This window comes from Enhygromyxa salina (assembly GCF_002994635.1).
Lineage (GTDB): Bacteria > Myxococcota_A > Polyangia > Nannocystales > Nannocystaceae > Plesiocystis > Plesiocystis salina_B.
The window spans coordinates 14,131-36,155 of the sequence record NZ_PVNL01000133.1 but is presented as its reverse complement, the minus strand read 5'-3'; the positions used below and the strand labels follow the sequence as shown (position 1 = coordinate 36,155).

Genomic DNA, 22,025 nt, shown 5'->3' with positions numbered 1-22,025 from the left:
CGCCTGAGTTTTTCAAAGCCCCCTATCGCCGCACCCGCCCCCAACTGCTAGGATGGGCCCCGACGTGCGGTATTGCGAGCAAGCAGAGCGAGCGATGACCGTGAAACTCAGGCCCTACCGCACTGGCGGATGGGAGGTCGACATCGTGTTCACCCTCGACGACGGACAAACCCTCCGCAGGCGCTTCAAGTCGCCCGTGGCGTCCAAGTCGGGCTCCCAGCGTTGGGGACGTGAGCGCGAGCGAAGCCTCATCAAGGATGGGCCTCAACCCAAACCAACCCGACCGAAGCGCCGACAGCCCGCGGCGACCGAAGCGTCCAACACCAACCCCCAGGGCCCACCCACCAAGGAGGTCCCCACTCTCGCCGCGTTCGCCCCCCGTTACATCGAGGGCTACGCGCGAGCCAACCGTGAGAAGCCAAGCTCGATCGACTCAAAGGAGTCGATCCTCCGCAACTACCTGATCCCCACCCTCGGCAACAAACCCCTGAATGCGCTTCGACAAGAAGACATTCAGCTCCTCAAAGCCCACATGGCCAAGCTCAGCAACAAGACCGTCAATAACACAATGACGGTCCTCAACACATTGCTGAGGTGCGCGGTCGAGTGGGAGGTGATCAGCGAGTTCCCGGTCAAGCTCCGGCTGCTCAAGGTCACCCAAGGCCGGGTCCAGTTCTATGATTTCGACGACTACGAACGACTGGTAGCAGCCGCCCGCAAGTCCGATCCACGCACCGCGTTGATCGTCCTGCTCGGCGGTGAAGCTGGTCTTCGCCGCGGCGAGATCATGGCGCTCGAGTGGACCCGGGTCGACTTTCGTCGGCGTCAGCTGACGATCGATCAAGCCGAGTGGAAGGGCCACGTGGGTCTGCCGAAGGGCAACAAGATCCGCATGATCCCGATGACCACCCGACTGACCGCAGCCCTCACCGCCCACCGGCACCTTCACGGCGCCCGTGTGCTGTACCGGGACGACGGCCAGTCAGCCACAGCCAAGGTGATCCGCAAGTGGCTCACCAGCGCCCAGCGGCGCGCCAGCTTGCCCGAGAAAGGACCGCACACGCTTCGCCACACATTCTGCTCGCATCTCGCGATGCGCGGTGTGCCAGCGCGTGCGATCCAGGAGCTCGCGGGCCACGTCAACCTGACCACCACCCAACGCTACATGCACCTGTCACCCGCGGCGTTGGACAGCGCGATCCGTGCCCTCGAGCAGCGCCCGCCGATCCCAGGCAAGCTCCAACAGCAGCGCCCCGACCACCAGAACCCCCAAGTTTTTGGAGACATTCTGGAGACGGGGCGGAGCTAAAATCGAAACCTGAGTGATTTCGAGTACTTGAGCAGTGGAGGCGCCGGGAGTCGAACCCGGGTCCGCGAGCCTTCCGATGAGACGTCTACATGCGTAGCTGATAAACTTGAGTTTAACCCTCGAGCATGCCCACCAGCAGGCCCTCTCGGCGGCGAGTCCCTATGTTTCACGAGCTGGCCGGGACATCCAGCTCGCTAGCTCCCGTGTTGACGGCTACGTGCTACTAGAGCACCTCACACGCAGACGTGTCGCCCTTAGGCGGCAACGGCCATACGGCCGTAGTTGCTGTCGTTGGCAGCTGTGTTTTTCAAGCGTTTGTAACGCGGCGCAAGACCCGCGGCACGCAGTCATCACCTTCCGCACCCACGTCGAAAGCCAGTGCACCCCCAGAGGTTGGAATTCGATCGGCTCGAACGTGTTCCGAACACACGTATGGCCTGTTTCCCGCGCCCATGCAACCCCCGAGCAGGACAGCGAGCGACGCGCGCGACAACGCTCCGCCCCCGCGTGACCACGAGCGCCACACCCACACCCACACCGCCACCGCCCGGACAGCTCGGCGAATTCAGCCCCCCAGCCGCCCCTCCCAGCCACCGCAGGCGTCACCATAAATCTCCTTTCGGTTGGCGAGCGGGCCCTTTAACGTAGAGCAGTGGACCCGGAGGCAGGTGCCGAACTCGACGCCCGGCTCGAGGCGCTGGCCAACCGCGTCGCTGCAGCAAAAAGGCGCCTCGGTGCCACATGGACCGAGCCGCCAGCCCCGCCGCACCACGGCTCACCTGCGCAGGCTCCGACGGCAGAGCTGCAGGCGCTGCAGGCCAAGCTCCAGGCGGCAGAGTCCAGCGCGAGCTTGCAGGCGCAGCGCTGCTCGGCGCTCGAGGATCGCGTGGCCGAGCTCGAGGCAGCGCTGGTCGGCGCTCGAGATCAACGCGCGCGCGCCGAGGCGAAAGCCGAGACCGCCCGCAGCGAGGCCGACCGTGCGCTCGATCTGCTCGAGACCCACAAGCACGAGCTCACCAAGGCGGCGCCGGATCCCACCTTCACAGAGGTGTTCCAGTCCAAGCTGCTCGAGATCGATCGGCTGGTCAGCGAGCGCGACGCGCTGCGCCGCAGCAGCGACGAGTGGCGCACGAAGGCCCGCACGGTGACGCGCGAGCGCGATGAGTCGACGCTGGCGCTGGCTCGCACGGAGTCGCAGCTACAGGAGCTGCGCGACCGGGACGCGGCGACCAAGCGCAAGCTCGACGAGCTCGAGAAGCGGGTCAGCGATCAACAAAAGCAGCTCGAAGTGGCCGAGCGCCGGGCCAAGCACCTGCGCCAGCACATCGGCGCGGCGCGCTGAGCCGGGGCTACTCGGGCACGCAGAACGCCAGGGCGCACTGCAGGCCGGGGCAGCAGTCGTTGAACAGGATGTTGCAGGCGCCGATGATGCCCACGCACTCGTCGACGGTGCACCCGCCCGTGTCGACCTGACATCCCGGCGTGCACGACAGGACGCCGCCGTCGTAACCGAGGCTCTGGCAGGTCTGGCCGCCGAGGTTGCCGCCGTCGCAGGCCTCGCCGGGATCGAGCACGCCGTTGCCACAAGTTGGGGCTTGCATGCACCCGGTCTGGAACACTTCGGAGCAGTCGGGCGCGCACGCCAAGACGCCGCCAGCGTAGCCAAGGTCGGTGCAGGTCAGGCCGCCAAAGTTGCTGCCGTCGCAGGCCTCGGTCGCGGCGAGCTGACCGTCGCCACAGGTCGAGCATACGTTGGTGAACAAGGTGCAGTCGTTGGCGCAGACGAGGGTGCCCTGCTGAAACCCGAAGTCGCTGCAGTTGAGGCCGCCGAGATCGGTGCCGTCGCACTCCTCGTCGCCGGTCTTGGTGCCGTCACCGCACACGCTCGGCTGGCCGGTGGGGTCGCCGTCGCCGGGATCGCCGTCGCCGGGGTCGGCGTCACCGTCGCCCATGTCGGTGCCGGACTCAGCTGGGTCGCCGTCGCCGTCGCCGTCGCCGCTCATGCTGGCGCTGGCGCTGCCGCTCACGCTGGTGCTGAAGAAGTTGGTGTCGCCCTCGAGGCCCTCACCCGCCGCGCAGGCGCTGGCCAGGACCACCAAGCAAGCAATGCAGACTCGAGCGCGCACCAGCGGATCGTGCAGCAATCCGTGCACGATAGGCAATAGGCGCGGATGTCGTCCCACTCACGCGCCGGGCTGGACGCGGAAGCTGTAGCTGAAGGTGGCCTCGGCGTCGCGGCGGTCGGGCTCGGCGAGCTCGAGGCCGTCTAGCGCCGTGAGCACGCAGGTCGCGAGCAGCTCGTCGACGGTGGAGCGGTTGCGGTCCCAGGTGAGCTCGGTGAGCTCGCCGGTCTTCTGCTCGACGGTGAAGGTCACGGTCAGCTTGCCGACGAGGTTGGGGTTGCGAACCAGGGCGGCGTCGTAGCAGCTGCGCAGCTGGGCGTCGCGGGTGTCGAGCAGCGCGGAGGTGTCGCGCTCGTAGCTGGCGGCGTCGCGGGCGATGTAGCTGCAGGCGGAGCACGCGAGGGTGAGGGCCACCAGGGCGGCCGAAGTCATGCGCGTCATCACGGCTGCTCCTCGCTGGCGTCGATCTTGTCCTCGGTCTCGACGCGCTTTTGGCCGGTCGCGGGGTCGATGATCGTCTTGGTCTCTTTGTAGGCCTGCTCGAGGATCGTGAACTCGACGCGGCGGTTGGCCTCGCGGCCGGCTTCGGTCTCGTTGTCGGCGATCGGGCGGTCGGGGCCGTAGCCCTCGAACTCGAGCCGCGCGGGGTCGACCTTGCCGCGCTTGACGAGGTGATCGACCACGGCCTTGGCCCGGCGCCGCGAGAGATCGACGTTGTAGTCGTGGTCGCCCTCGGAGCTGGCGTGGCCCTCGATCCGGATCTTCTTGATGCGCGGGGCCCCGTTGATGACCGTGGCGAGCTCGGCGAGCAGATCGTCGGACTCGGGCCGGATCCGGGCCTGGTTGTAGTCAAACTGGACCTTCTCGTGGATCACGATCTTGTCGTCGGTGATCTCGACGCGCGGCTGCTTGGGCGCGGGCGCGGCGACGACCGGCGGCGGCGCAGTCTCGATCACCTTCGCGGTGTCGGCCTCGAACACCCGCGGGCCGCAGGCGCTCAGTGCCAAGCCCAGCACGAGGCTGGATGGAAGGTTTTGTCGCACCCCTCCTTTGTGCCATTCCTGGAGCCGGCGTGCAGTGCCTCGTCCAAGATTTTCGCGGCGGGTCAGCGCCACCTGGAACCACCCACCATGCTCGACACGATTCGGCTCGTCTTTGTCAGCGACACCCACGGGTTTCACGAGATCGCGGTGCCGGCGGGCGACGTGCTGATCCACGCGGGCGACGGCTGCAGCCGCGGCACGCTCGACGAGGCCCAACGCTGGGGCGCGTTCTTGGGCGCGCAGCCACATCGGCACAAGCTGACGATCGTCGGGAATCACGATCGCTGCTTCGAGAGCGACCTGGAGGTGGCTCGCCAGGCGTTCCCGGCGAGCGTGACCTTCTTGCACGACAGCGCGTGTGAGCTCGACGGCGTGCGCTACTGGGGCGCGCCGTGGCAGCCGTGGTTTCTGTCGTGGGCGTTCAACCTGGCCCGCGGGCCCGAGCTCGCGCAAAAATGGGCGCTGATCCCCGACGTGACCGACGTGCTGATCACCCATGGGCCGCCGCACGGGATCCTGGATCGCACGGACGCCGAACTCGACGTGGGCTGCGAAGATCTGCTGCGCGCGATCCAGCGGGTGCGGCCGCGGATCCACGCGTTCGGTCACATCCACGAGGGCTACGGGGTCGAGCAGCGCGACGACACGATGTTCATCAACGCGAGCACCTGCACGCTCCGCTACCGGCCGACCAACGCGGCGATCGTGGTCGATCTGCCGCGTGATCGGGCGCGGCCGCCGATCTTGATTGCGGGCGGCTGAGCCGGCCCGACCAACAACTAGATCGGGGGCTTGGGCTCGTCGCCCGCGGGTGCGGGCGCCTTGGTGGGCGCGTCGACGGCTTCAGCGGTGGCCTCGCCGGCCCCAGCTGCAGTCCCGGACGGCGGCGGTGCGGTCGGGCTGTGCGCGTCGCTGGGTCCGCCCGATGGCGGGCCCGATCCCTGAGTCTGAGGCTTGGGCCCGGGCGGGTGCCCCTGGCGCTCGCGGTTTTGCTTGCGCCGCTGGGCCCGAGGATCGGGACCGAGCAGATCCTCCATGATGTTCTTGACCTCGTAAGCCTCCATCAGCTTCTCTTTGAGGTCGCGCCGACCCTGGTGGAGCTTGCGGGCGCTGAGCCGCTCGACGATCTGATCTTCGAGGGCCTCACGGGGGAGGTCGCCGGGCGGGTACTTGCCGTAGACCTTGATGATGTGGAAGCCGAACTTGGTCTTGATCGGCTTGCTGATCTCGCCGGGCTCGAGCGAGAAGGCGGCGTCGGAGAACTCGTCGACCATGCGGTCGGCGGAGAAGATGCCGAGGTCGCCGCCCTTGCGGGCGCTGGGGCCCTCGGACGCGTCGATCGCGAGCTGGTCGAAGTCGGCCCCCTCGGCGGTCGCCTTGGCGTAGAGCTCGTTGGCCTTGGCCAGGGCTTCGGCCTCCCACTGCTTCTTCTGGGCCTCGTCGGGCTCGGTGATCGGCTCGCCGGGGTTGGGGCGCTCTTCGGGCCCAACGCGGACGAGGATGTGAGCCGCACGGACCCGCTCCTTGTCCTTGTTGTAGTTGGGCTTGACCTTCTCGTACTCCTCGTCGATCTCGGCCTCGGTGACGGCGAGCAGGCCGTCGGCCTCGAGCAGCGAGCGCTCGAGCAGCTCGGCGACGTAGAGCTGACGCAGGCTCTCCTCGCTCTCGCCGCGGCGCCGGAGGTGCTTGTCCCAGTCCTTGATGCCGCGCTGCTGGGCCTCTTCGCGCTCGGCGAGGGCGGCCTTGTCGTAGTCGAGCTTTCGCTTGGCGGCCTCTTGGCGCAGGATCTCTTGGTAGATCAGGCGGTCGACGATCGACTTGCGGTAGCGACGATCGGCGGTCTTGGGGATCTCGCGGCCGCGGTCGGCGTACTTTTGCAGCTTGAGATCGTAGATGCCGTGGAAGTCAGCGGCGGTGATCTCTTTGCCGTTGACGATCGCTACCGGGCCATCGGGGACCGCAGGGAGGGCGCCGCCGACGTTGCCCGCGCCGCCGCTGTCGGCGGCTTGGATCTCGCCGACGTCCTGGGCCTTGGTGACTTCGGGAGCCTTGGTGCACGAGGCGGACAAGGCGAGACAGGAAATGCTGAGGAAGATCGGACCAATGCGGCGCATGGGTGCTCCGTGATGTGGCGGGTGGACCCGCCCGGGCGCGCATTGTAGTGCGCGGGTCGAGACGTGACTACCCCGGGTGTGGGGATTCGCCAACGCGCTTCGCGCCGCCTCGCCACGTCACGACGCTGGCACGATGGCTCGGACACTGGGTTTGGCGTAGGCTCGCGCGCCCATGGCCCGGCCGACGACAGAGCGCCCCGACGAGCCCCGGTCGGAGCCGGCTGGACTGGTGCAGATCCGCCGCTCCGGGGCTGTTCCCGCGGCGCAGACCGGGATCCCCCAGGATCCGCAGACCCAGCCGGGCGACGGCCCGCGGGTCTACATGGAGACCTTTGGCTGCCAGATGAACGAGGCCGACACGGCGCTGGTGCTCGGGCGGCTGGGCGCCGACGGATGGGTCCACGTGAGCGAGCCCGCCTTGGCGGATCTGATCCTGGTCAACACCTGTGCAGTCCGGGAGAAGGCCGAGTCGCGGGTCTATGGGCGCACGTCGCAGCTGCTCACCCACCGGGCCGAGAACCCGAACCTGGTCGTGGGCATCACCGGGTGCATGGCCGAGCACCTGCGTGACAAGCTCGAGACCCGGGCGCCGCACATCCAGCTGGTGGCGGGGCCCGACAGCTACCGCAACATCGCGGCGCTGGCTCGCAAGGCGCTCGCGGGCGAGCGGGCGGTCGACGTCGAGCTCGACAAGCACGAGACCTACGAGGGCCTCGACGGGGCCCTGGCCGGACCGCGCGAGGGCGACGGGATCTGCGGCTTCATCACGATCCAGCGCGGCTGCGACAAGTTCTGTAGCTTCTGCGTGGTCCCGTTCACCCGCGGGCGCGAGCGCGGGGTGGCGCCGCGCGAGGTGCTTCGCCAGGCCCAGCGCATGGCCGCGGCGGGGATCCGCGAGCTGACCTTGCTGGGCCAGACGGTGAACTCCTATGTCTGGGAGGACGTCGACTTCGCCACGCTGCTGCGGGCTGTCGCGCAGATCGAGGGGATCGATCGGATCCGGTTCACGTCGCCCTACCCCGTCGACTTCTCGCCCGCGCTGATCGAGGCGATCGCGACCGAGCCGAAGATCTGTCCCTACGTGCACCTGCCCGTGCAAGCCGGCTCCGACGTGGTGCTCGAGCGGATGCGGCGGGGCTACGACATCGCGGGCTACAAGGCGATCGTCGCCCAGCTGCGGGCGGCCGTGCCCGACATCGCCATCTCGACCGACATCATGGTGGGGTTCTGCGGCGAGACCGAAGCGGACCACGCGCAGACGCTCGCGCTGATGACCGAGATCGAGTTCGACTTCGCGTTCATGTTTGCGTACAGCGATCGCGAGATCACCTACGCCAGCAAGAAGCTGGTCGACGACGTGCCCCACGAGACCAAGCTTCGGCGACTGCGCGAGGTGATCGAGCTGCAAGAGCGACACACCCGGGCCAGGCACGACGCACGGATCGGGACCGAAGAAGAGATCCTCGTGGTCCGACCGACCAAGCGCGGCAACAAGCTGATGGGTCGGACCCAGCGGTTTCAAAAGGTGATGCTGCCTCTCGACAGCGCGCGCTCGGGCGAGATCGTGACGCGGACGATCACCGGCTCGACGGGACACTCGCTGATCGCAGACTGAGCGCCGACACGGTCGCGTCTGGGTGGTTGTCTGGGTGGTTGGGTTATATTGGCGGCATGCGTCACTGTCTGGTTCCCACGCTCGCGCTCGCGCTGCTGTGCATGGCTTCGGTCGGCTGCGGTCCGCACGGCGAGACCGGTGTCCCCGAGGGTCAGGATAAGCCGTGGGCCGAGCTCGATGAGAGCGAGCGGATGCAGCACATGGGCGCGGTCGTGATGCCGCGGATGCAGGCGGTGTTTCAGGGCCACGATCCCAAGCGCTTCGCCAACTTTGGCTGCGCGACCTGCCACGGCGGCGGCTCGGCCAACGGTGACTTCACGATGCCGAACCCGGCGCTGCCGACCCTCGACGCTTCCAACCTGTACAAGAAGCACCGTAAGGAGTCGCCGGAGATGACCAAGCTGATGTGGAAAGAGGTCGAGCCGGCGATGGGCGAGTCGCTGGCGTTGACCTACGGGCTGGGCGACGCCCAGTTCACCTGCGCCAACTGTCACATCGTCGAGAACGCGGACTAGCGAGCATGCGCCAGCTTCACCGAACGGATCTGTGGTCGTGGTCGGTGTTCGACACGGCCCGAAACCTGGACTTCAATTCGCTGGCGTGGATCCGCGGCGACGGCAACGTGCTGGTCGATCCCCTGCCGCTGTCGGAGCACGACCTGCGCCACCTCGACGAGCTCGGCGGGGCCGCGTGGATCGTGGTGACGAACTCGGATCACACGCGCGCGGCGGCTGAGCTGGCGCTGCGGTTTGGCGCCAAGCTGGCCGGGCCGGCGGCCGAGCGCGGGCAGCTGCCGTTCGCGTGCGCGCGGTGGCTGGGCGAGGGCGATGAGCTGGTGGCGGGGCTGCGGGCGATCGAGCTGCACGGCTCCAAGACCCCGGGCGAGCTGGCGCTGGTGCTCGAGGAGACCACGCTGATCACGGGTGATCTCGTGCGCGGTCAGATGCTGGGGCGGCTCAATTTGTTGCCGGACGCGAAGCTCGGTGATCGGGCGGCGGCGCTGGCGTCGGTGCGCAGGCTGGCGGCGCTCGAGCAGATCGAAGCGGTGCTGGTCGGCGATGGCTGGCCGATCGCCCAGGCCGGTCACGCGCGACTGCGGGACCTGGTGACCGCCAACTAGAGCGTTGCGATCCAGTGGGCGATCGCTTTGATCGCCACGGCGGCGGCTTCGAGCATGGGTGTCGCCTGGAACACGTGGACCTGGTTTTCGTAGATCTGGAGTTCGACGGCGACGCCGGCTGCGAGCGCGTTGTCGGCGGCTCGGCGGGCGTCGTCGAGCAGCACCTCGTGACCGCCGGCCTGGATCAGCGTTGGAGGCAGCCCCTCGAACCGACCGAACAGCGGCGACACCCGGGGGTCCTCGCGCGAGAGGCTGCCCGCGTAGCGTCCGGCCATGAGCTCGAGACCGGGACGCTGCAGCAGGACCTCGTGCTCGGCGAGGGCGTCGATCGACGCGCCCGACAAGCTCAGATCCGTCCACGGTGACAGCAGGACCAGCCCGGCTGGGAGCTGATCCCTCGCGTCGCGCAGCGCCATGGCCACCGCCAGCGCCAGGCCGCCGCCGGCCGAGTCGCCCGCGAGGATCGCCTGGGCCTGGGTCGAGCGTGGGAGCGCGCGCCAGACCGCGAGCACGTCGTCTAGACCTGCGGGGCATGGGTGCTCGGGCGCGAGCCGATAGCTCGGCAGGGTCGCGGCCGCCCCGACCTGATGCGCGACCCGAGCGACCAGCGGACGGTGGGTGTGGGGCGAGCCGAGCGAGTAGCCGCCGCCGTGGACATAGATGATCTCGCGGGTGGTCTGAAGCGCGCGCGGGGTCAGCCGCAGGCACGCGACGCCGCCGAGCTCGCGCGGCTCGACCTGGTGATCGGGCATGCCGATCTGGGTGAGCTCGAGCAGCTGCGTGAACGCCTCGCGCTGCTCGCTGACCGGTCGATCGAGCGCCATGCGACCCCCGGTCCGGCGACGAAGCTTGTCCAACCCGGCCCGGCGCGGGCGACCGAAGCTGCGCGGATCGTCGCTCACAGTTTGGTCATCCACTTCAGGGCCGAGCGGACCAGCGCGGCGGGGGCCAGCTTGTCGACGCGGTAGGCGAGCGTGGCTTGCGGACCAACCGGCCAGTGCGTGCGGCGGCGCTTACTCGTCGCCGCCTGCCACACCACCTGAGCGACGTCGGCGGGGCTGAGCCGAACGCCGAGCAGGTCTTCGGCGCTGAGCTTGGTGGTGCTGCTCAATAGGTTGGTGTCGACGAACGCTGGCATCACGTCGCACACGCGAATGTCGTCGCCGGCCCACTCGAGCTCGAGCGCCTCCGTGAAGCCCCGGACCGCGTGCTTGGTCGCGCTGTAGCTGGCCATCTCGGGCACCCCATGGATCGCGGCGATCGAGGACATGTTGATGACCCGCGCGCCCTCGGTTCGGCGCAGCAGCTCGAAGCTCGCGTGGGTCAGCTCGATCACGCCCTGGAGATTGACGGCGATCGTACGCTGGTGCTCGGCCGCGCTGACCGTCTCGAACCGACCGACGCTCATGACCCCGGCGTTGTTGAGCAGCACGTTCATGCGCCCTCCGGTGTGCTCGGCGAAGTGGGCGACGGCCGCCAGGACCGCGTCGTGATCGCGGACGTCGAGCGCGGCGTGGCAGCAGCGGTCGCCGCCCCAGCGGTGAGAGATCTGCTCGACCGCGCCAGCGAGCAGCTTGGCGTCGAGATCGTAGAGCCCGACGAAGTAGCCGGCGTCGGCGAAGCGCTCGGCGCAGGCGAGGCCGATCCCCCGCGCAGCTCCGCTGATCAGGACACTCGGTCGATCTCGCGTGGCCACGAACACGAGTGTCACACGCCCCGCGCCCCGGCCAAACCGTGCCGCTGCCACAGTGACCCGGTCTGAGAATGGCGCCCGCAAGCAGGCCCGAAGCCTCGCTCGAGCTGAAAACACCCTGTCCAATCCGGGGAACTCGGGGTAAACCGCGAGCAGATGAGCGCCCGCCGCATTGTCGCCGCGCTGGTTCGCCACGGCGATTACCACCAGCCGGACCAGGTCCCGAGCGCCCAGCTGCCGCACCCGCTGACCGAGCGCGGGGTGGGTCAAGCTCGGACGCTGGGCCAAACCCTGCACGAGGAGTGCGGCGCGCTCGGCCTCACGCTCGACCCGGTGCTCGATTGCTCGACGCTGCTGCGCGCGTCGCAGACCGCGTCGCTGGCCGCCGAGGTGCTCGGCCGGCTCGACCCAGCGCGATCGTTCACGATCGCCGAGTTTCTCGAGCTCGGTGAGCGCAGCGTTGGCGCGGGCGCCAACCTCACCGTCGGGGCGATCGCGGAGGCGATCAAAGCCGACCCGCGCTACCCCGAACTCCCGGCCGGGTGGAAGGCCCACCCGCGATTTCGCTTGCCGCTCGCTGGGGCAGAGTCACTCATGATGGCCGGCGCACGCGTGGCCGCACACATAGAGGGCCGCATCCACCAGCTGCGCACCACGCCTGGGCCCGACGTGCTCAAGGTGTTCATCAGCCACGGCGGCGCGCTGCGCCACGCGGCGGTGTGCATGGGCGCGCTGGCCCTCGACGACGTCCCCGGTCTGTCGATGTATCATTGTGGTCATGTGTTGATGGAGCACTCTGAGCCAGACCGCTGGCGACAGATCGGCGGCGCCTGGAAAGTTCGGCCCGCCGCCTCAGCCGCCGATTGAGCCCAACCGGAGTCTGCGATCATGCCCAGCAACGCCCTTGCCTACCCCGCGCACGAACACCGCCTTCACAGCATCTACGTGCCCAACTATCAGGGCGCGGCGTTCTGCGAGATGCCGCTGCCTGTGACCACGGAGGCGTGGCCCAAGTACGCGCGCGGGCGGCTGCGCGACCTCGCCAACGATCACTACGACGCCGCGCGCGAGCAGCTGCGCGCGCGGATCGGCGGCAAGCCGTTCGTGTGGCCCAACCGCACCATGTACTTCTTCTGCGACGTGCACGCCGACGCCGACGCGTGGCGGTGCTCGCTGATCGCCTCGGGTGGCGTGCGGTGGTTCGGCCCTGGCGACAACGACTACGAGCTGAGCGAGGCCGGCGAGACCGCGCTGTTCGTGATCGCGGGCGACTGCTTTGACAAGGGCCCCAGCAACCTCCGCCTGCTGCGCGCGATCAAGCTGTTGATCGACAAGGGCGCCGACGTCGAGATCCTCGCGGGCAACCATGATCTGCGCACGCTCGTCGGGCTCGCCTACCTCGGCCGCAAAGAGCCCCGCTTCGCTCACCTGTTCGTGCGCATGGGCAAGAAGACCATGCCGCTGTTCCAGGAGATCCGCGCCGAGTACCTCGAGCCTGGCGAGACCAGCGAGCTGTCCGAGGCCGAGCTGCAGCGGCTGTTGTTCCCCGACGAGGCGTGGTTCCGCGAGTTCCCCGAGGTCGCCAGGGGCCTGGTGCCCGACAAGAAGATCGGCAAAGAGCTCAATCGGATCCGCGAGAAGATGGTCGAGCTCCCGCGCAAGTGCGAGCGGCTGGGCATGACGCTGGGCGACATCCACCGCGCGGCCACCCGCGCCCGCGAGCTGTTCTTGGACCCCGACGGCGAGTTCCACTGGTTCTTCGAGCGCATGGACGTCGCGCTGCGCTGGGGCTCGTTCTTGCTGGTCCACGCGGGCGTCGACGACATCACGGCCAAGCTGCTCGCGCAGACCAACGTCTCGGGCGTGAACACATGGTTTCACCGGCTCCTGGCCGACGATCCGTTCGCGCTCTACCACGGGCCGGTCGGCAACATGTTTCGGACCAAGTACCGCGACTTCGACCACCCGTTTACCGACATCGGCGTGCAGCACATGTACGAGGCCGGGCTCTACGGCATCGTGCACGGCCACCAGAACATCATGCGTGGCCAGCGTGTGCTGATGCGCGAGGGGCTGCTGAACTTCGAGTGCGACGCCTCGGTCGACTGCAACACCCGCAAGCTCGAGGGTCTGCCCGGGCCCGGGGGCGCGGTCGTGGTGTTTCGGCCAGACGGCGTCGCGCTGGGGATCAGCGCTGACTATCCGCACGTAAAGGTGTTCGACGCGTCGCAGGTGTTTCCGTGGCTGACGATTGCGTAGCCGGTAGCTGACAGCGGGTTTGTGCGCGCCGCGAACGCGCGCTGGGGTAAGCTACGTCCGTGATGCGGCGAGCGCCCTCGAACAAATCCTGGTCGTCGCGACGGCCGTTGGCGCTCGCGCTCACCTGCGGCGTGGGCCTGCTGATGCCCGCCGCGGCCCAGGCGTTCTGCGGGTTCTACGTCGCGGGTGCCGACGCCAAGCTGCTCAACAACGCCACGGTGGTCGTGCTGATGCGCGACGGCACCCGCACGGTGCTGTCGATGCAGAACGACTACCAGGGTCCGCCCGAGGAGTTTGCGTTGGTGATCCCGGTGCCGGTCGTGCTGAAGGAGTCCGACGTCGAGACCCTGCGGCCCGAGCTGTTCGATCGGGTCGACAAGCTGGCCTCGCCGCGCCTGGTCGAGTACTGGGAGAGCGATCCGTGCAGCGGCGACGGCGGCTCGATCGACCCCGCCGACCCGAGGGCGATCGGCTTCGGCGGCGGGGGTGGATCCGGCTACGGCCGCGGGAGCGGCTCACCCACGGTCGAGGTCGAGGCGCAGTTCGCCGTCGGCGAGTACGAGATCGTGATCTTGTCGGCGACCGAGTCGAGCGGTCTCGACGACTGGCTGCGCGCGAACGGCTACAACATTCCGGCTGGCGCCGAGCCGCTGCTGCGCCCGTATGTGCAGCAGAACATGAAGTTCTTCGTCGCCAAGGTCGACCCCACGAAGGTGAAGTTTGCCAGCAACGGCCACGCCAAGCTGTCGCCGCTGCGGTTTCACTACGACAGCAAGGACTTCACGCTGCCGGTTCGGCTTGGCCTGATCAACGCGCCGGATCCAAGCACGGGCGGCAAGCAGGATCTGCTGGTTCACATCCTCGCGCCGGGGACCCGCTATCAGGCCGCGAACTACCCCAACGCGACGATCCCCACCAACCTCGATCTCGAGCGCACCGCCAAAGATCGGTTTGGCGAGTTCTATGTGTCGCTGTTCGATCATACCCTCGCCAACAATCCCGGCGCGATCGTGACCGAGTACGCCTGGGGGGCAGGCTCGTGCGATCCGTGTCCTGGCCCGGACGCGGCGCTGACCCAACAAGAGCTGCTCGAGCTCGGCGGTGACGTGATCCCGAGCTGGTCCGCACAGCTCGAGGGTTCCTCACGAGACGCGCCCCTACCTAAAATCGAGGTGCCAGCGCCGACCGTGGGCGGCCCGCTCGACAAGCAGATCATCCAGCGAGTCGTGCGGGCGCACATGAACGAGGTCGAGTTCTGCTACACCGCCGGGCTGGCGAAGCAGCCCAAGCTGGCCGGGCGGGTCAACGTCGAATTCGTGATCGACGGCGCGGGCTCGGTCGCGTCATCGAGGGTCGCCAAGACCACGCTCGCCGACGCGTCGGTCGGAACGTGTATTGCCCAGGCCGTCAAGCGCTGGAAGTTCCCCATGCCGCGCGGGGGCTCGCTCGTGACCGTCAACTATCCCTTCGATCTGGCACCCACTGGCGGCACCAGCACCAGCTCGGGCAGGGGCGGCAGGCGCATGCCGGTCGCCAGCTCGTTCGTGCTGACCCGGCTGCATGCTCGCTACGACGCCAGCGCCCTCGCGGAGGATCTGGTGTTCGAGACCGCCCCGCCGATCACGGGCGGGCGCGAGACCTTCGGCGAGCTCGAGCGTGGCGCCACGATCGCCACGACCGGGCCGAACAATTTCCAGGCCAGGTATGCGGTCCGCCACGAGTGGACCGGCGAGGTCACCTGCGCCAATCCAGTGCGCGGCCGCTGGGGCGGTCCGCCTGCGGGCGGCGGCACAGCGCCCAAGCTCGCCCAACAGCTGACCAAGGTCACACGCACAGCCGCGCTGGCCAGCTTTGTCACCCCCTCAGCGGGGGAGCAGCTGGGGGTCGAAGCCGCGGTGCTGATCGAGCCACCGGCCAGCGGCCCGAAGACCGAGCCGACATCGAAGGCCATTGAGGCGGCCCAGACCGAGACCGCCACCGAGACCAAGGCCCCCACCCCCACGGACAGCGGCTGCGGTTGCTCGAGCGCGTCTCGTTCTGGGCGCGCTGCCGGGCCGCTGGCTCTGCTCGCGCTGCTTGGGCTTCGCCGTCGTCGAGATCGCCACACAAATATTGCGATCTAGAGCGGCGCTCGCAGGGGGGCCGTGTTATGGAGTCAACATGCACGCTCGGTCACAGGCACGGGTCGCAACATTCGGAATCTGCCTCTCCGTAGCTTTTGTAGCTACCCAGGGGTGTGCAAGGACGGCTGACTGCCTGGACCCCACCGCCGCATGTGCGGCCGAGGGTGACACCGCGGGTGACACTGCGGGCGACACTGCGGGCGACACCACAGGTGACACCGGGGGTGAAGAAGAGCCCGGGTTCTCGTCGCTGACGGTCAACAAAGACGTCGATATCTTGTTCGTCATCGACAACTCCGGCTCCATGGGCGAAGAGCAGGCGATCCTCGCGACCAGCGTCGGGCCACTCATCGAAGCTCTCGAAGCGGAAGACGTCGCGGCCAACTACCGCATCGGCATCACGACCACCGACAACGGCAACCCGTGGTGTCCCGCGGGAACCACCACGCCCGAGGCCGGCAAGCTGGTCGCCAGTTCGTGCAAGACCCGGCTCGGGGACTTCTTGTTTAGTGACATCAGCGACGTTCAGGATCTGGCCTGCAATGACATCTGCCAGCTCTCGGGCGCCGAGCTCGAGATCCTGCCAACCACGACCGACGTCGACCCCACCCCCAAGTCGCGACCCTGGCTCGAGAACATCGCCGGCAAGAAGAACATCCCCGAGTCCACCAGCACCGCCGACGCCTTCGCCTGCTTCGCGCCCCAGGGCATCAATGGCTGCGGGTTCGAGTCCCAGCTCGAGTCCATGTACCTCGCCCTCATTCGCGCCCAGTCCGCCGAGGAAGCCAGCTATGGGTTCGTGCGCAGCTCCGCGATCCTCGCCGTGATCTTCTTGACCGACGAGGCCGACTGCTCCTACAACAAGCAGTGGAGCACGATCTTCGAGCAAGACGGCAATCGAGTGTTCTGGTCCGACCCCGCCGCCGCCTTCCCCACGTCCGCGGTGTGCTGGAACGCCGGCGTCGACTGTAGCGGCGACCCCAGCAACTACGACAGCTGCGTTGCGGTCAACAAGGACGAAAATGGCAACAGCGGCGTCAGCGACGGCGACGCCGTGCTGCACCCGGTCAGTCGCTACATTGGTCTGCTCGACGGCATCGAGCAAGAAAAGCAATCCTTGCTCCCTAACCAAGAGATCATCGTTGGGCTGATCGGTGGCGTCGACCACAACGGCGACCCCTTCTACGGCGACGTGAGTGGCACTGATCCCTCGTTCCAGAACACGTTTGGCATCGGCCCCGGCTGCGAAGCACCCAACCCCCTCAACCCCGGCGAGCCGATCCAGGCCGTGCCACCGGTTCGGCTCCGCGACGTCGTCGAGGAATTTACGCCCGGCAACATGTTCTCGATCTGCGCGCCCGACTACTCGTCCGCGCTCGACGCTGTCCTCGACTCGATCCGGGATCAGATCCAGCCGGCCTGCTACAAGCAGTGCGTCCTCGACACTGATCCCGCCACGCCGCTCGTCGAGCCGGCGTGCACCGTTGAACAAGATCCGCCGGGGCAGAACAACACAGTCACGATCGACGAGTGCCTGCGCGACGCGAACGGCTACGTGATCGATCCGCAGTCCAGCGACTATGCAATGCCCGACGACAACGCGTCCGTGTGCTACGCGCTGCTCGCGGACCAGGCCGGGCTCACGCCTGATCCCCACGATGACATGTCGCTCCAATGCACCGATCAGAACTTCAACCTCGAGTTCAAGATCTCGCGGCGGCCCGGGTTTCCGGCGCCCGGGGGCACGGCCATCTCGGCGAAGTGTTCGGTCGCCGAGTTTCCCGAGGTCACCTGTCCCGGTATCGGGGGCTGAGCTGCGGATCCGTGGGGGCTCCACGCCGCGCCAGCGCCCGCGCGATCATGCCGATCATGCCGATCATGACCACCGCAGCGACTCCGACCGCGGCGATCTTCGCGTAGCGCTCGAGCTGCGCGCGCGTCTCGTCGGTGAATTCGTCGACCTCGGCACCTAACAGCTGCTCTTTTGCTTCGATCTGCTGCTCGAGCTCCGCCTTGGAGAGCGTCCGCGCTTGATCGTGCCCCTGCGTGTCAGCCGAACTCAGCTGCGGCGGCGAGTCCAGCAGGTCGGCGTCGACCTCGGCCAGCTTCTCGTCAGCGTTGGCGGGCCGCGGAGGCACGACCGCCACGACGCCGCCAATCCCCAGCACGGCTGCGCCGACGATCAACATGCCCCATCCGAGGTGCCCCAGCACGACCCCCACCGCCATCGCGGCGCCGATCAGCACAAACAGACCGCCGACGCCGACGAAGCCGGCGACGATCGTCTTGTGAATGGCGGGCTCGATCCACTTCTCGGCGGACGCGAGCAGGTCGAGCTTGAGCAGCTCGGATCGCAGCACCACCACATCGCGCGCGACGTGGGCGATCTCCGAGGGCAGGGAGCCCTCTTGCCGCGGGTGCGCTGGTTTGCTCGTGGTCGGCATCTCGTCGGCCAGCAGGTGGCGCCCCGTAGATTCGCGGTCCCGCCTGCAGCTTTAGCGCGCCTTGATGACGCCACATGCGATCCGGGGACCAGCGTTGCCCGCCGGATCTGTCTGGCCGTCATCCGGGTCGCGATGAATGACGAGCGCGGTCCCATCGCCCGCGAGCAACGATTGCGTGTCGCTCTTCTCGAGGTTCGCGCCCCTGATGATCGTATCGTACTCGGTAGGCCCGTCGGCGTTGACCACGAGGTTCGGCAGATCGCCAACGTGGGCGCCATCATTGCCTTCGAGTCCGTGGGCAGCGCCCGTCGGGTTGAAGTGCCCACCCGCCGACTCGAAGCTCGGGGGATCACACTTGCCAGTCTCGTGAATGTGAAACCCGTGACTGCCGGCCGGCAGCTCGAACCCTCTGTATTCGAGCTTGATCCCGGTGGCGACCTCCGTGAAGGTCGCCTCCCCGACAGATTTCCCGTCCGAGTCAGTCAGCTGGGCCACGGCCGTGCGAGCGTCGTCCTCGTCGTCCTTGCACCCGCTCAGTGGCGCCAAACACAGGATGACGGCGGCACAGCAGAGGCTGAGTTGTCGCGGCGTGTTCATGGACTTTGGTCTAGTAGGATTATCGCGGCGGCACCTACGACCGGCGATATTCGAGCACAGAACGGTCGCTGGCGGCGGCTTGGCCGAATCGCTCAGCGCTTCGCGCATCTACCGCAAAGCCTTTCGGCAACGCCTGCCGGCAACTAGCGCTGGTACCACGCGCACGGGCGTTAATCTGCACAACAACGAAAACCGGTCGAGTAATCGAAATAGGCGATCGTGTGCGCCGTGGTGACATATGTGCAACCAGGCCCGTTGACGACAGTGTCGACGTAAAAGCCGCCGCGAAATGTGCCGGCGGGATCGGCTGTCCACTCATGAAGGTTGCCCATCATGTCGAAGGCCCCGTCCTCGCTCACGCAGCCGGGGTGTCCGCCGGTCTGCGCGAGCCCCGACGGGAGCTGATTGAGGCAAGGGTGATCGAGTTCGGACCAGATCCAATTCGCGGCCGTCTCGAAGTACTGAATCGCTGGGTGACAGGTACGCGCGTCGTTGCAGGTGCCCGGCGAGGCCTGGTTGCCAAACGGGTAGGTCGTCGTCTGTGAGCCCCGGCAGGCGCGGAGCCACTCCGCGTCCGTGCACAGGCGCTTGCCGGCCTGCTGACAGGCCGCGGCCGCGCGCTGCTGACTGATGTAGCCCTGCGGCATCAGATCGGGCGCGCTCACGGCACGGACGGTCGCGTCGCCGGGACTGGCATACGGTGACCAGGCCGCGAGCGCGTCGTTGGGGAGGATCTCGACGAGCGCAGCCTCCCAGCGATCAATGCAAAAATCTTCGACTGCGGTCATGCCCGGTGGGCAGCCGCCGAGACCGGCGGGCGCCTCGGGGATGCCGTTGGGCGCTGGGGTGCTGGTCTCGTCACACCAGGGGATCGGGTTGGTCGAGCAGTCCTCGGGATCACCGGTTTCGTCGCCGTCGCCGTCGCCGTCGCCGTCGCCGTCGCCGTCGCCGTCTCCATCCCCATCGCCATCTCCATCCCCATCTCCATCGCCATCGCCATCTCCATCTCCGTCGCCATCTCCATCGCCGTCACCGTCGCCATCCCCGTCACCAGATTCGGTCGCCTCGGCGGCCGTGTCCGTTGCCCCTGCGTCTCCACACCCCACCAACGCGAACACCACCAGCAACGCAGCGCCTCGATACATGCGGACATCGTCGCTGGATCCGGCTGGCTGCGGCAAGCGACAATCGTCGCACACGCGAGCGGGCAGGTACGCCCCCGCCCGCTCGCGTGCCGCCGACCTGTGTGGACCTCACTCACGTGCGAGGCGCTGCTGGGCCCGGCTGTAGGCGTAGGCGCCGGCGATCAGGATCACCCCAATCCCAGCGAACCCCAGCGCGCGCCAGACCACGGCCGCGTCGGCGAGATCGAAGCCGACGATCTTCACAGCCGCGAACGCGAACCCGGCGAGCGCGAGGTGACGCCAGCTGCCCTGGCGAAGCCGCAGGCCAGCGACCAGCAACACCAGGCTCGTCGCCGCAATGCACAGCGTGTAGCCGAGCTGCGCGAAGCCGGGGCCGGCCGCGAGCACGACCACGGCGACCGACAAGATCAGCGCCAGCGAGATCCCGAGCGCGAGCGCGACCATGATCCCGAGCGGCCCGGCCTCCGCGTCGTTCTCGAGGTGCTCGAGTCGCTTGGCTTGGAGGACCCGCCAGATCAACCCGGTCCCGAGCCCCGCGAGCGCCAGCAGGGCGACCACGAGCAGCCCCTGCGGACCCACCTGCCCGGCGTCAAACAGCCCCTCCGCCGCGCAGCCTGCGATCGCCACGAGCGCGCCGATCAGGCCGATCCCGAGCGCGGCGGTGGCCAGCCACACGCCCGGGCGGGTCAGCTTGGCGCAGACCCAGCCCACCACCACCACGACCGGCACCAATCCCCAGATCAGCGCGACCTGAGGCGCCTTGGGTCCAAGCTCGACCACGACGCTCGTCCACCCAATTGTCGCGACCAGCCACAGCGCCGGGTCGGGACCTCGGTAGTCGGCCCCAGCTTGCGACCGGTCGCGCGACCACAGGCTCGCGCCGAGCGGGACCGCGGCCGCGAGCAACCCCAGCGGCAGCGCGGGCGCTTGGCGGAGATCGACAGCGGCGACCACAGCGGCGATCGAGGGCAGCACAATCATCGCCGTTCGCAGCGGCTGGATCACCGACCACGGCAGCACCAGCGCGACCATGCTCATGCCGATCCACCATGCGGCCAGTCCGGCGCCAGTGACCAACAGCGGTCCGGCGACCATCGCCTGGATCCACGCGAACCCGATGAAGGTCCGCGTGATGCTACCGCCTTGCGCCGCGGCGGACCGCTTGTGCAAGAGCACCGCCAGCACGACGTGCCAACCGGCCAGACCCAGGGTCGCCAGCGCCAGAGTCGGCAGCGCGTGGGCGAACGCAGCCGTCGCCGCGGCCCAGGTCAGGACTCCCGCGATCACCAGCCGAGCCTGCGCGTGCAGCTGATCCGCCGCGTCGACGCTGGCCTGTAGCAGCCGCCAGCCCGAGGCCGCGCTCGCGACCAGCAAGATCACCGACCACAGCATGAACACGTCACCGTTGTCGTCGCCGAGGTTCATCGCCGCCCAGCGACCGCCCAACATCCACGTGGCCAGCAGCGCGATCGTGGGGAGCTCGGGCCAGCGCCGCCGCCAGTCGACGAGCATCAACACACCCACGACGACCAGCTGGTAGATCATCAGCTCGACGAGGTGGCCCCCCACGGCGGCGACCAGCACAGGCGTGGCACAGGCTGCGAGGGTCGCCAGCACCGCCATCAGCCGCAGCCGCAGCCGATCGGCGATCAATAGACACGCGGCCGCCCCCAGACCCAGGGCCACGAACACCTGCGGGCCGCTGACGAGCTCGTGGGCGTGACGGGCGAGCAGCCAGCTGGCGAACCAACCGCCCAGCCCGGCGCCACCGACCGCCCCGGCGACAGCTTGGTGACCCTTGCGAGCGAGCGGCCACGCGGCCACGGTCAACAGCGCCGACAGCAACGACGCGCCCGCGAACCGCACACCGGGCGAGAGCCACTCTTGCTCGATCGCGTAGACGACAAAGCAGACCAGGCCGAGCAGCAGCGCCGCGCCGCCCGTCGCCGCCAACACCTGCGCGGGGCTGCGCGGGGGCTTTGGCTCGAACTGCGGGTCGTCGGCGTTGACAGGCTCGGTGGCGGCCGCGGCCGGCTGCGTCCCCGCGAACATCACTGGCGGCGCAGGGGCGGGTTGCGGAGCCGGTTGCGAGGCCGGTTGGGCCGACCATGGATGTTCGTGTCGAGGCGCGACGTGGGGCGCCGCGCTGGGGTGGACCTTCGCGTGGTAGGCCTGCGCCTCGAGGGCGCTCACGCGGGCCAGCAGCTCTTGCACTTGCGCATTGACAGCTTCGAGCCGCTGCTCGATCGCTGGTTCATCGTCAGGTGAAGTCATGGCCGCGCGAACTCCTGCGATCGGAGATTAGTTCACGCGCGCATGGCCGTACACGGCCGACATCGGTGACATACCAGCGTCGGGCAAGCCGCATTCGAATGTCTATGCATGCTTGGAACGAATGGGACGCGGATCACAGCGAAGCCACCCACACGCCTGATCGTAA

The 22,025-nt window shown here is 68.1% G+C and carries 20 protein-coding genes and 1 other RNA gene; 10 read left to right on the top strand and 11 right to left on the bottom strand.

The genetic code is table 11. The features are described 5' to 3' along the window. The first annotated feature begins 94 nt into the window (after positions 1-94). Positions 95-1,309, top strand: a complete 1,215-nt coding sequence (locus tag ENSA7_RS34145) for a tyrosine-type recombinase/integrase (protein WP_106093605.1) — start codon at positions 95-97, stop codon at positions 1,307-1,309. Positions 1,310-1,341: 32 nt separating this feature from the next. Here ENSA7_RS34145 and ssrA read toward each other — a convergent pair. Further along, positions 1,342-1,697: a transfer-messenger RNA gene (gene ssrA, locus ENSA7_RS34140) on the bottom strand. 264 nt (positions 1,698-1,961) lie between these two features. Here ssrA and ENSA7_RS34135 point away from each other — a divergent pair. After that, complete coding sequence (locus ENSA7_RS34135; protein WP_106093601.1) at positions 1,962-2,651, top strand: hypothetical protein; 690 nt, start codon at positions 1,962-1,964, stop codon at positions 2,649-2,651. Positions 2,652-2,658: 7 nt separating this feature from the next. On the opposite strand, the gene ENSA7_RS34130 is transcribed toward ENSA7_RS34135, so the two are convergent. From ENSA7_RS34130 to ENSA7_RS34120, 3 genes are read right to left on the bottom strand one after another with little or no spacing between them, the layout of a single operon-like run. Further along, the gene (locus ENSA7_RS34130) at positions 2,659-3,462 is read right to left on the bottom strand and encodes a hypothetical protein (RefSeq protein ID WP_146158465.1); all 804 of its coding nucleotides are present in this window, start codon (positions 3,460-3,462) and stop codon (positions 2,659-2,661) included. A 30-nt stretch (positions 3,463-3,492) separates the two neighbouring features. Continuing rightward, positions 3,493-3,873: an AgmX/PglI C-terminal domain-containing protein gene (locus ENSA7_RS34125; RefSeq protein WP_106093599.1), complete on the bottom strand. Its 381-nt coding sequence runs from the start codon at positions 3,871-3,873 to the stop codon at positions 3,493-3,495. Beyond that, the gene (locus ENSA7_RS34120; RefSeq protein WP_181234384.1) at positions 3,873-4,448 is read right to left on the bottom strand and encodes an OmpA family protein; all 576 of its coding nucleotides are present in this window, start codon (positions 4,446-4,448) and stop codon (positions 3,873-3,875) included. Before ENSA7_RS34120 ends, ENSA7_RS34125 begins: the two co-directional genes overlap by 1 nt. Before the next feature lie 114 nt (positions 4,449-4,562). On the opposite strand from ENSA7_RS34120, the gene ENSA7_RS34115 reads away from it, so the two are divergent. Further along, positions 4,563-5,237 carry a metallophosphatase domain-containing protein gene (locus ENSA7_RS34115; protein WP_106093597.1) on the top strand — a complete coding sequence of 225 codons (675 nt, stop codon included), beginning with the start codon at positions 4,563-4,565 and terminating at the stop codon, positions 5,235-5,237. 17 nt (positions 5,238-5,254) lie between these two features. On the opposite strand, the gene ENSA7_RS34110 is transcribed toward ENSA7_RS34115, so the two are convergent. Further along, on the bottom strand, positions 5,255-6,544 hold the full coding sequence (locus ENSA7_RS34110) for a peptidylprolyl isomerase (protein ID WP_219908111.1): 1,290 nt from the start codon (positions 6,542-6,544) through the stop codon (positions 5,255-5,257). 217 nt (positions 6,545-6,761) lie between these two features. Between ENSA7_RS34110 and miaB the strand changes: the two genes are divergently transcribed. Genes miaB through ENSA7_RS34095 form a run of 3 tightly spaced genes read left to right on the top strand, consistent with a single transcriptional unit; the run spans position 6,762 to position 9,324 of the window. After that, positions 6,762-8,204 carry a tRNA (N6-isopentenyl adenosine(37)-C2)-methylthiotransferase MiaB gene (miaB, locus tag ENSA7_RS34105; protein ID WP_106093595.1) on the top strand — a complete coding sequence of 481 codons (1,443 nt, stop codon included), beginning with the start codon at positions 6,762-6,764 and terminating at the stop codon, positions 8,202-8,204. Between the two features lie 56 nt (positions 8,205-8,260). Further along, positions 8,261-8,719, top strand: a complete 459-nt coding sequence (locus tag ENSA7_RS34100; protein ID WP_146158463.1) for a hypothetical protein — start codon at positions 8,261-8,263, stop codon at positions 8,717-8,719. Between the two features lie 5 nt (positions 8,720-8,724). Next, positions 8,725-9,324 carry an MBL fold metallo-hydrolase gene (locus ENSA7_RS34095; protein ID WP_106093593.1) on the top strand — a complete coding sequence of 200 codons (600 nt, stop codon included), beginning with the start codon at positions 8,725-8,727 and terminating at the stop codon, positions 9,322-9,324. On the opposite strand, the gene ENSA7_RS34090 is transcribed toward ENSA7_RS34095, so the two are convergent. Both ENSA7_RS34090 and ENSA7_RS34085 read right to left on the bottom strand, forming a co-directional pair. Next, entirely contained in the window at positions 9,321-10,226 is a 906-nt protein-coding gene (locus ENSA7_RS34090) for an alpha/beta hydrolase (RefSeq protein ID WP_106093592.1), read from the bottom strand. The genes ENSA7_RS34095 and ENSA7_RS34090 overlap by 4 nt on opposite strands. After that, on the bottom strand, positions 10,223-11,020 hold the full coding sequence (locus ENSA7_RS34085; RefSeq protein ID WP_181234383.1) for an SDR family oxidoreductase: 798 nt from the start codon (positions 11,018-11,020) through the stop codon (positions 10,223-10,225). The genes ENSA7_RS34090 and ENSA7_RS34085 overlap by 4 nt, the downstream gene beginning before the upstream one ends. A 153-nt stretch (positions 11,021-11,173) precedes the next feature. Here ENSA7_RS34085 and ENSA7_RS34080 point away from each other — a divergent pair, with 153 nt between their 5' ends. From ENSA7_RS34080 to ENSA7_RS34065, 4 genes are all read left to right on the top strand, one after another. Beyond that, positions 11,174-11,884 carry a histidine phosphatase family protein gene (locus tag ENSA7_RS34080; protein WP_106093604.1) on the top strand — a complete coding sequence of 237 codons (711 nt, stop codon included), beginning with the start codon at positions 11,174-11,176 and terminating at the stop codon, positions 11,882-11,884. Between the two features lie 21 nt (positions 11,885-11,905). After that, positions 11,906-13,276: a metallophosphoesterase gene (locus ENSA7_RS34075; protein WP_106093590.1), complete on the top strand. Its 1,371-nt coding sequence runs from the start codon at positions 11,906-11,908 to the stop codon at positions 13,274-13,276. 62 nt (positions 13,277-13,338) lie between these two features. Next, positions 13,339-15,399: a DUF2330 domain-containing protein gene (locus tag ENSA7_RS34070; RefSeq protein ID WP_106093589.1), complete on the top strand. Its 2,061-nt coding sequence runs from the start codon at positions 13,339-13,341 to the stop codon at positions 15,397-15,399. Between the two features lie 37 nt (positions 15,400-15,436). Further along, positions 15,437-17,212 (top strand): VWA domain-containing protein, encoded by a 1,776-nt coding sequence (locus ENSA7_RS34065; protein ID WP_146158461.1) that lies wholly within the window; start codon positions 15,437-15,439, stop codon positions 17,210-17,212. Here the strand turns inward: ENSA7_RS34065 and ENSA7_RS34060 are convergent. The 4 genes from ENSA7_RS34060 to ENSA7_RS34045 all read right to left on the bottom strand — a co-directional run bounded on the left by ENSA7_RS34060 (position 17,187) and on the right by ENSA7_RS34045 (position 21,859). Beyond that, complete coding sequence (locus ENSA7_RS34060) at positions 17,187-17,843, bottom strand: phage holin family protein (RefSeq protein WP_106093587.1); 657 nt, start codon at positions 17,841-17,843, stop codon at positions 17,187-17,189. The two genes, ENSA7_RS34065 and ENSA7_RS34060, sit on opposite strands and share 26 nt — an antisense overlap. 51 nt (positions 17,844-17,894) lie before the next feature. Continuing rightward, a complete protein-coding gene (locus ENSA7_RS34055; protein WP_181234382.1) occupies positions 17,895-18,440 on the bottom strand; it encodes a superoxide dismutase family protein in 546 nt (181 codons plus the stop codon). A 170-nt stretch (positions 18,441-18,610) separates the two neighbouring features. Next, complete coding sequence (locus ENSA7_RS34050; RefSeq protein WP_146158460.1) at positions 18,611-19,585, bottom strand: SUMF1/EgtB/PvdO family nonheme iron enzyme; 975 nt, start codon at positions 19,583-19,585, stop codon at positions 18,611-18,613. A gap of 108 nt (positions 19,586-19,693) precedes the next feature. After that, positions 19,694-21,859 (bottom strand): DUF2339 domain-containing protein, encoded by a 2,166-nt coding sequence (locus ENSA7_RS34045; RefSeq protein ID WP_106093584.1) that lies wholly within the window; start codon positions 21,857-21,859, stop codon positions 19,694-19,696. Positions 21,860-22,025: the final 166 nt, after the last annotated feature.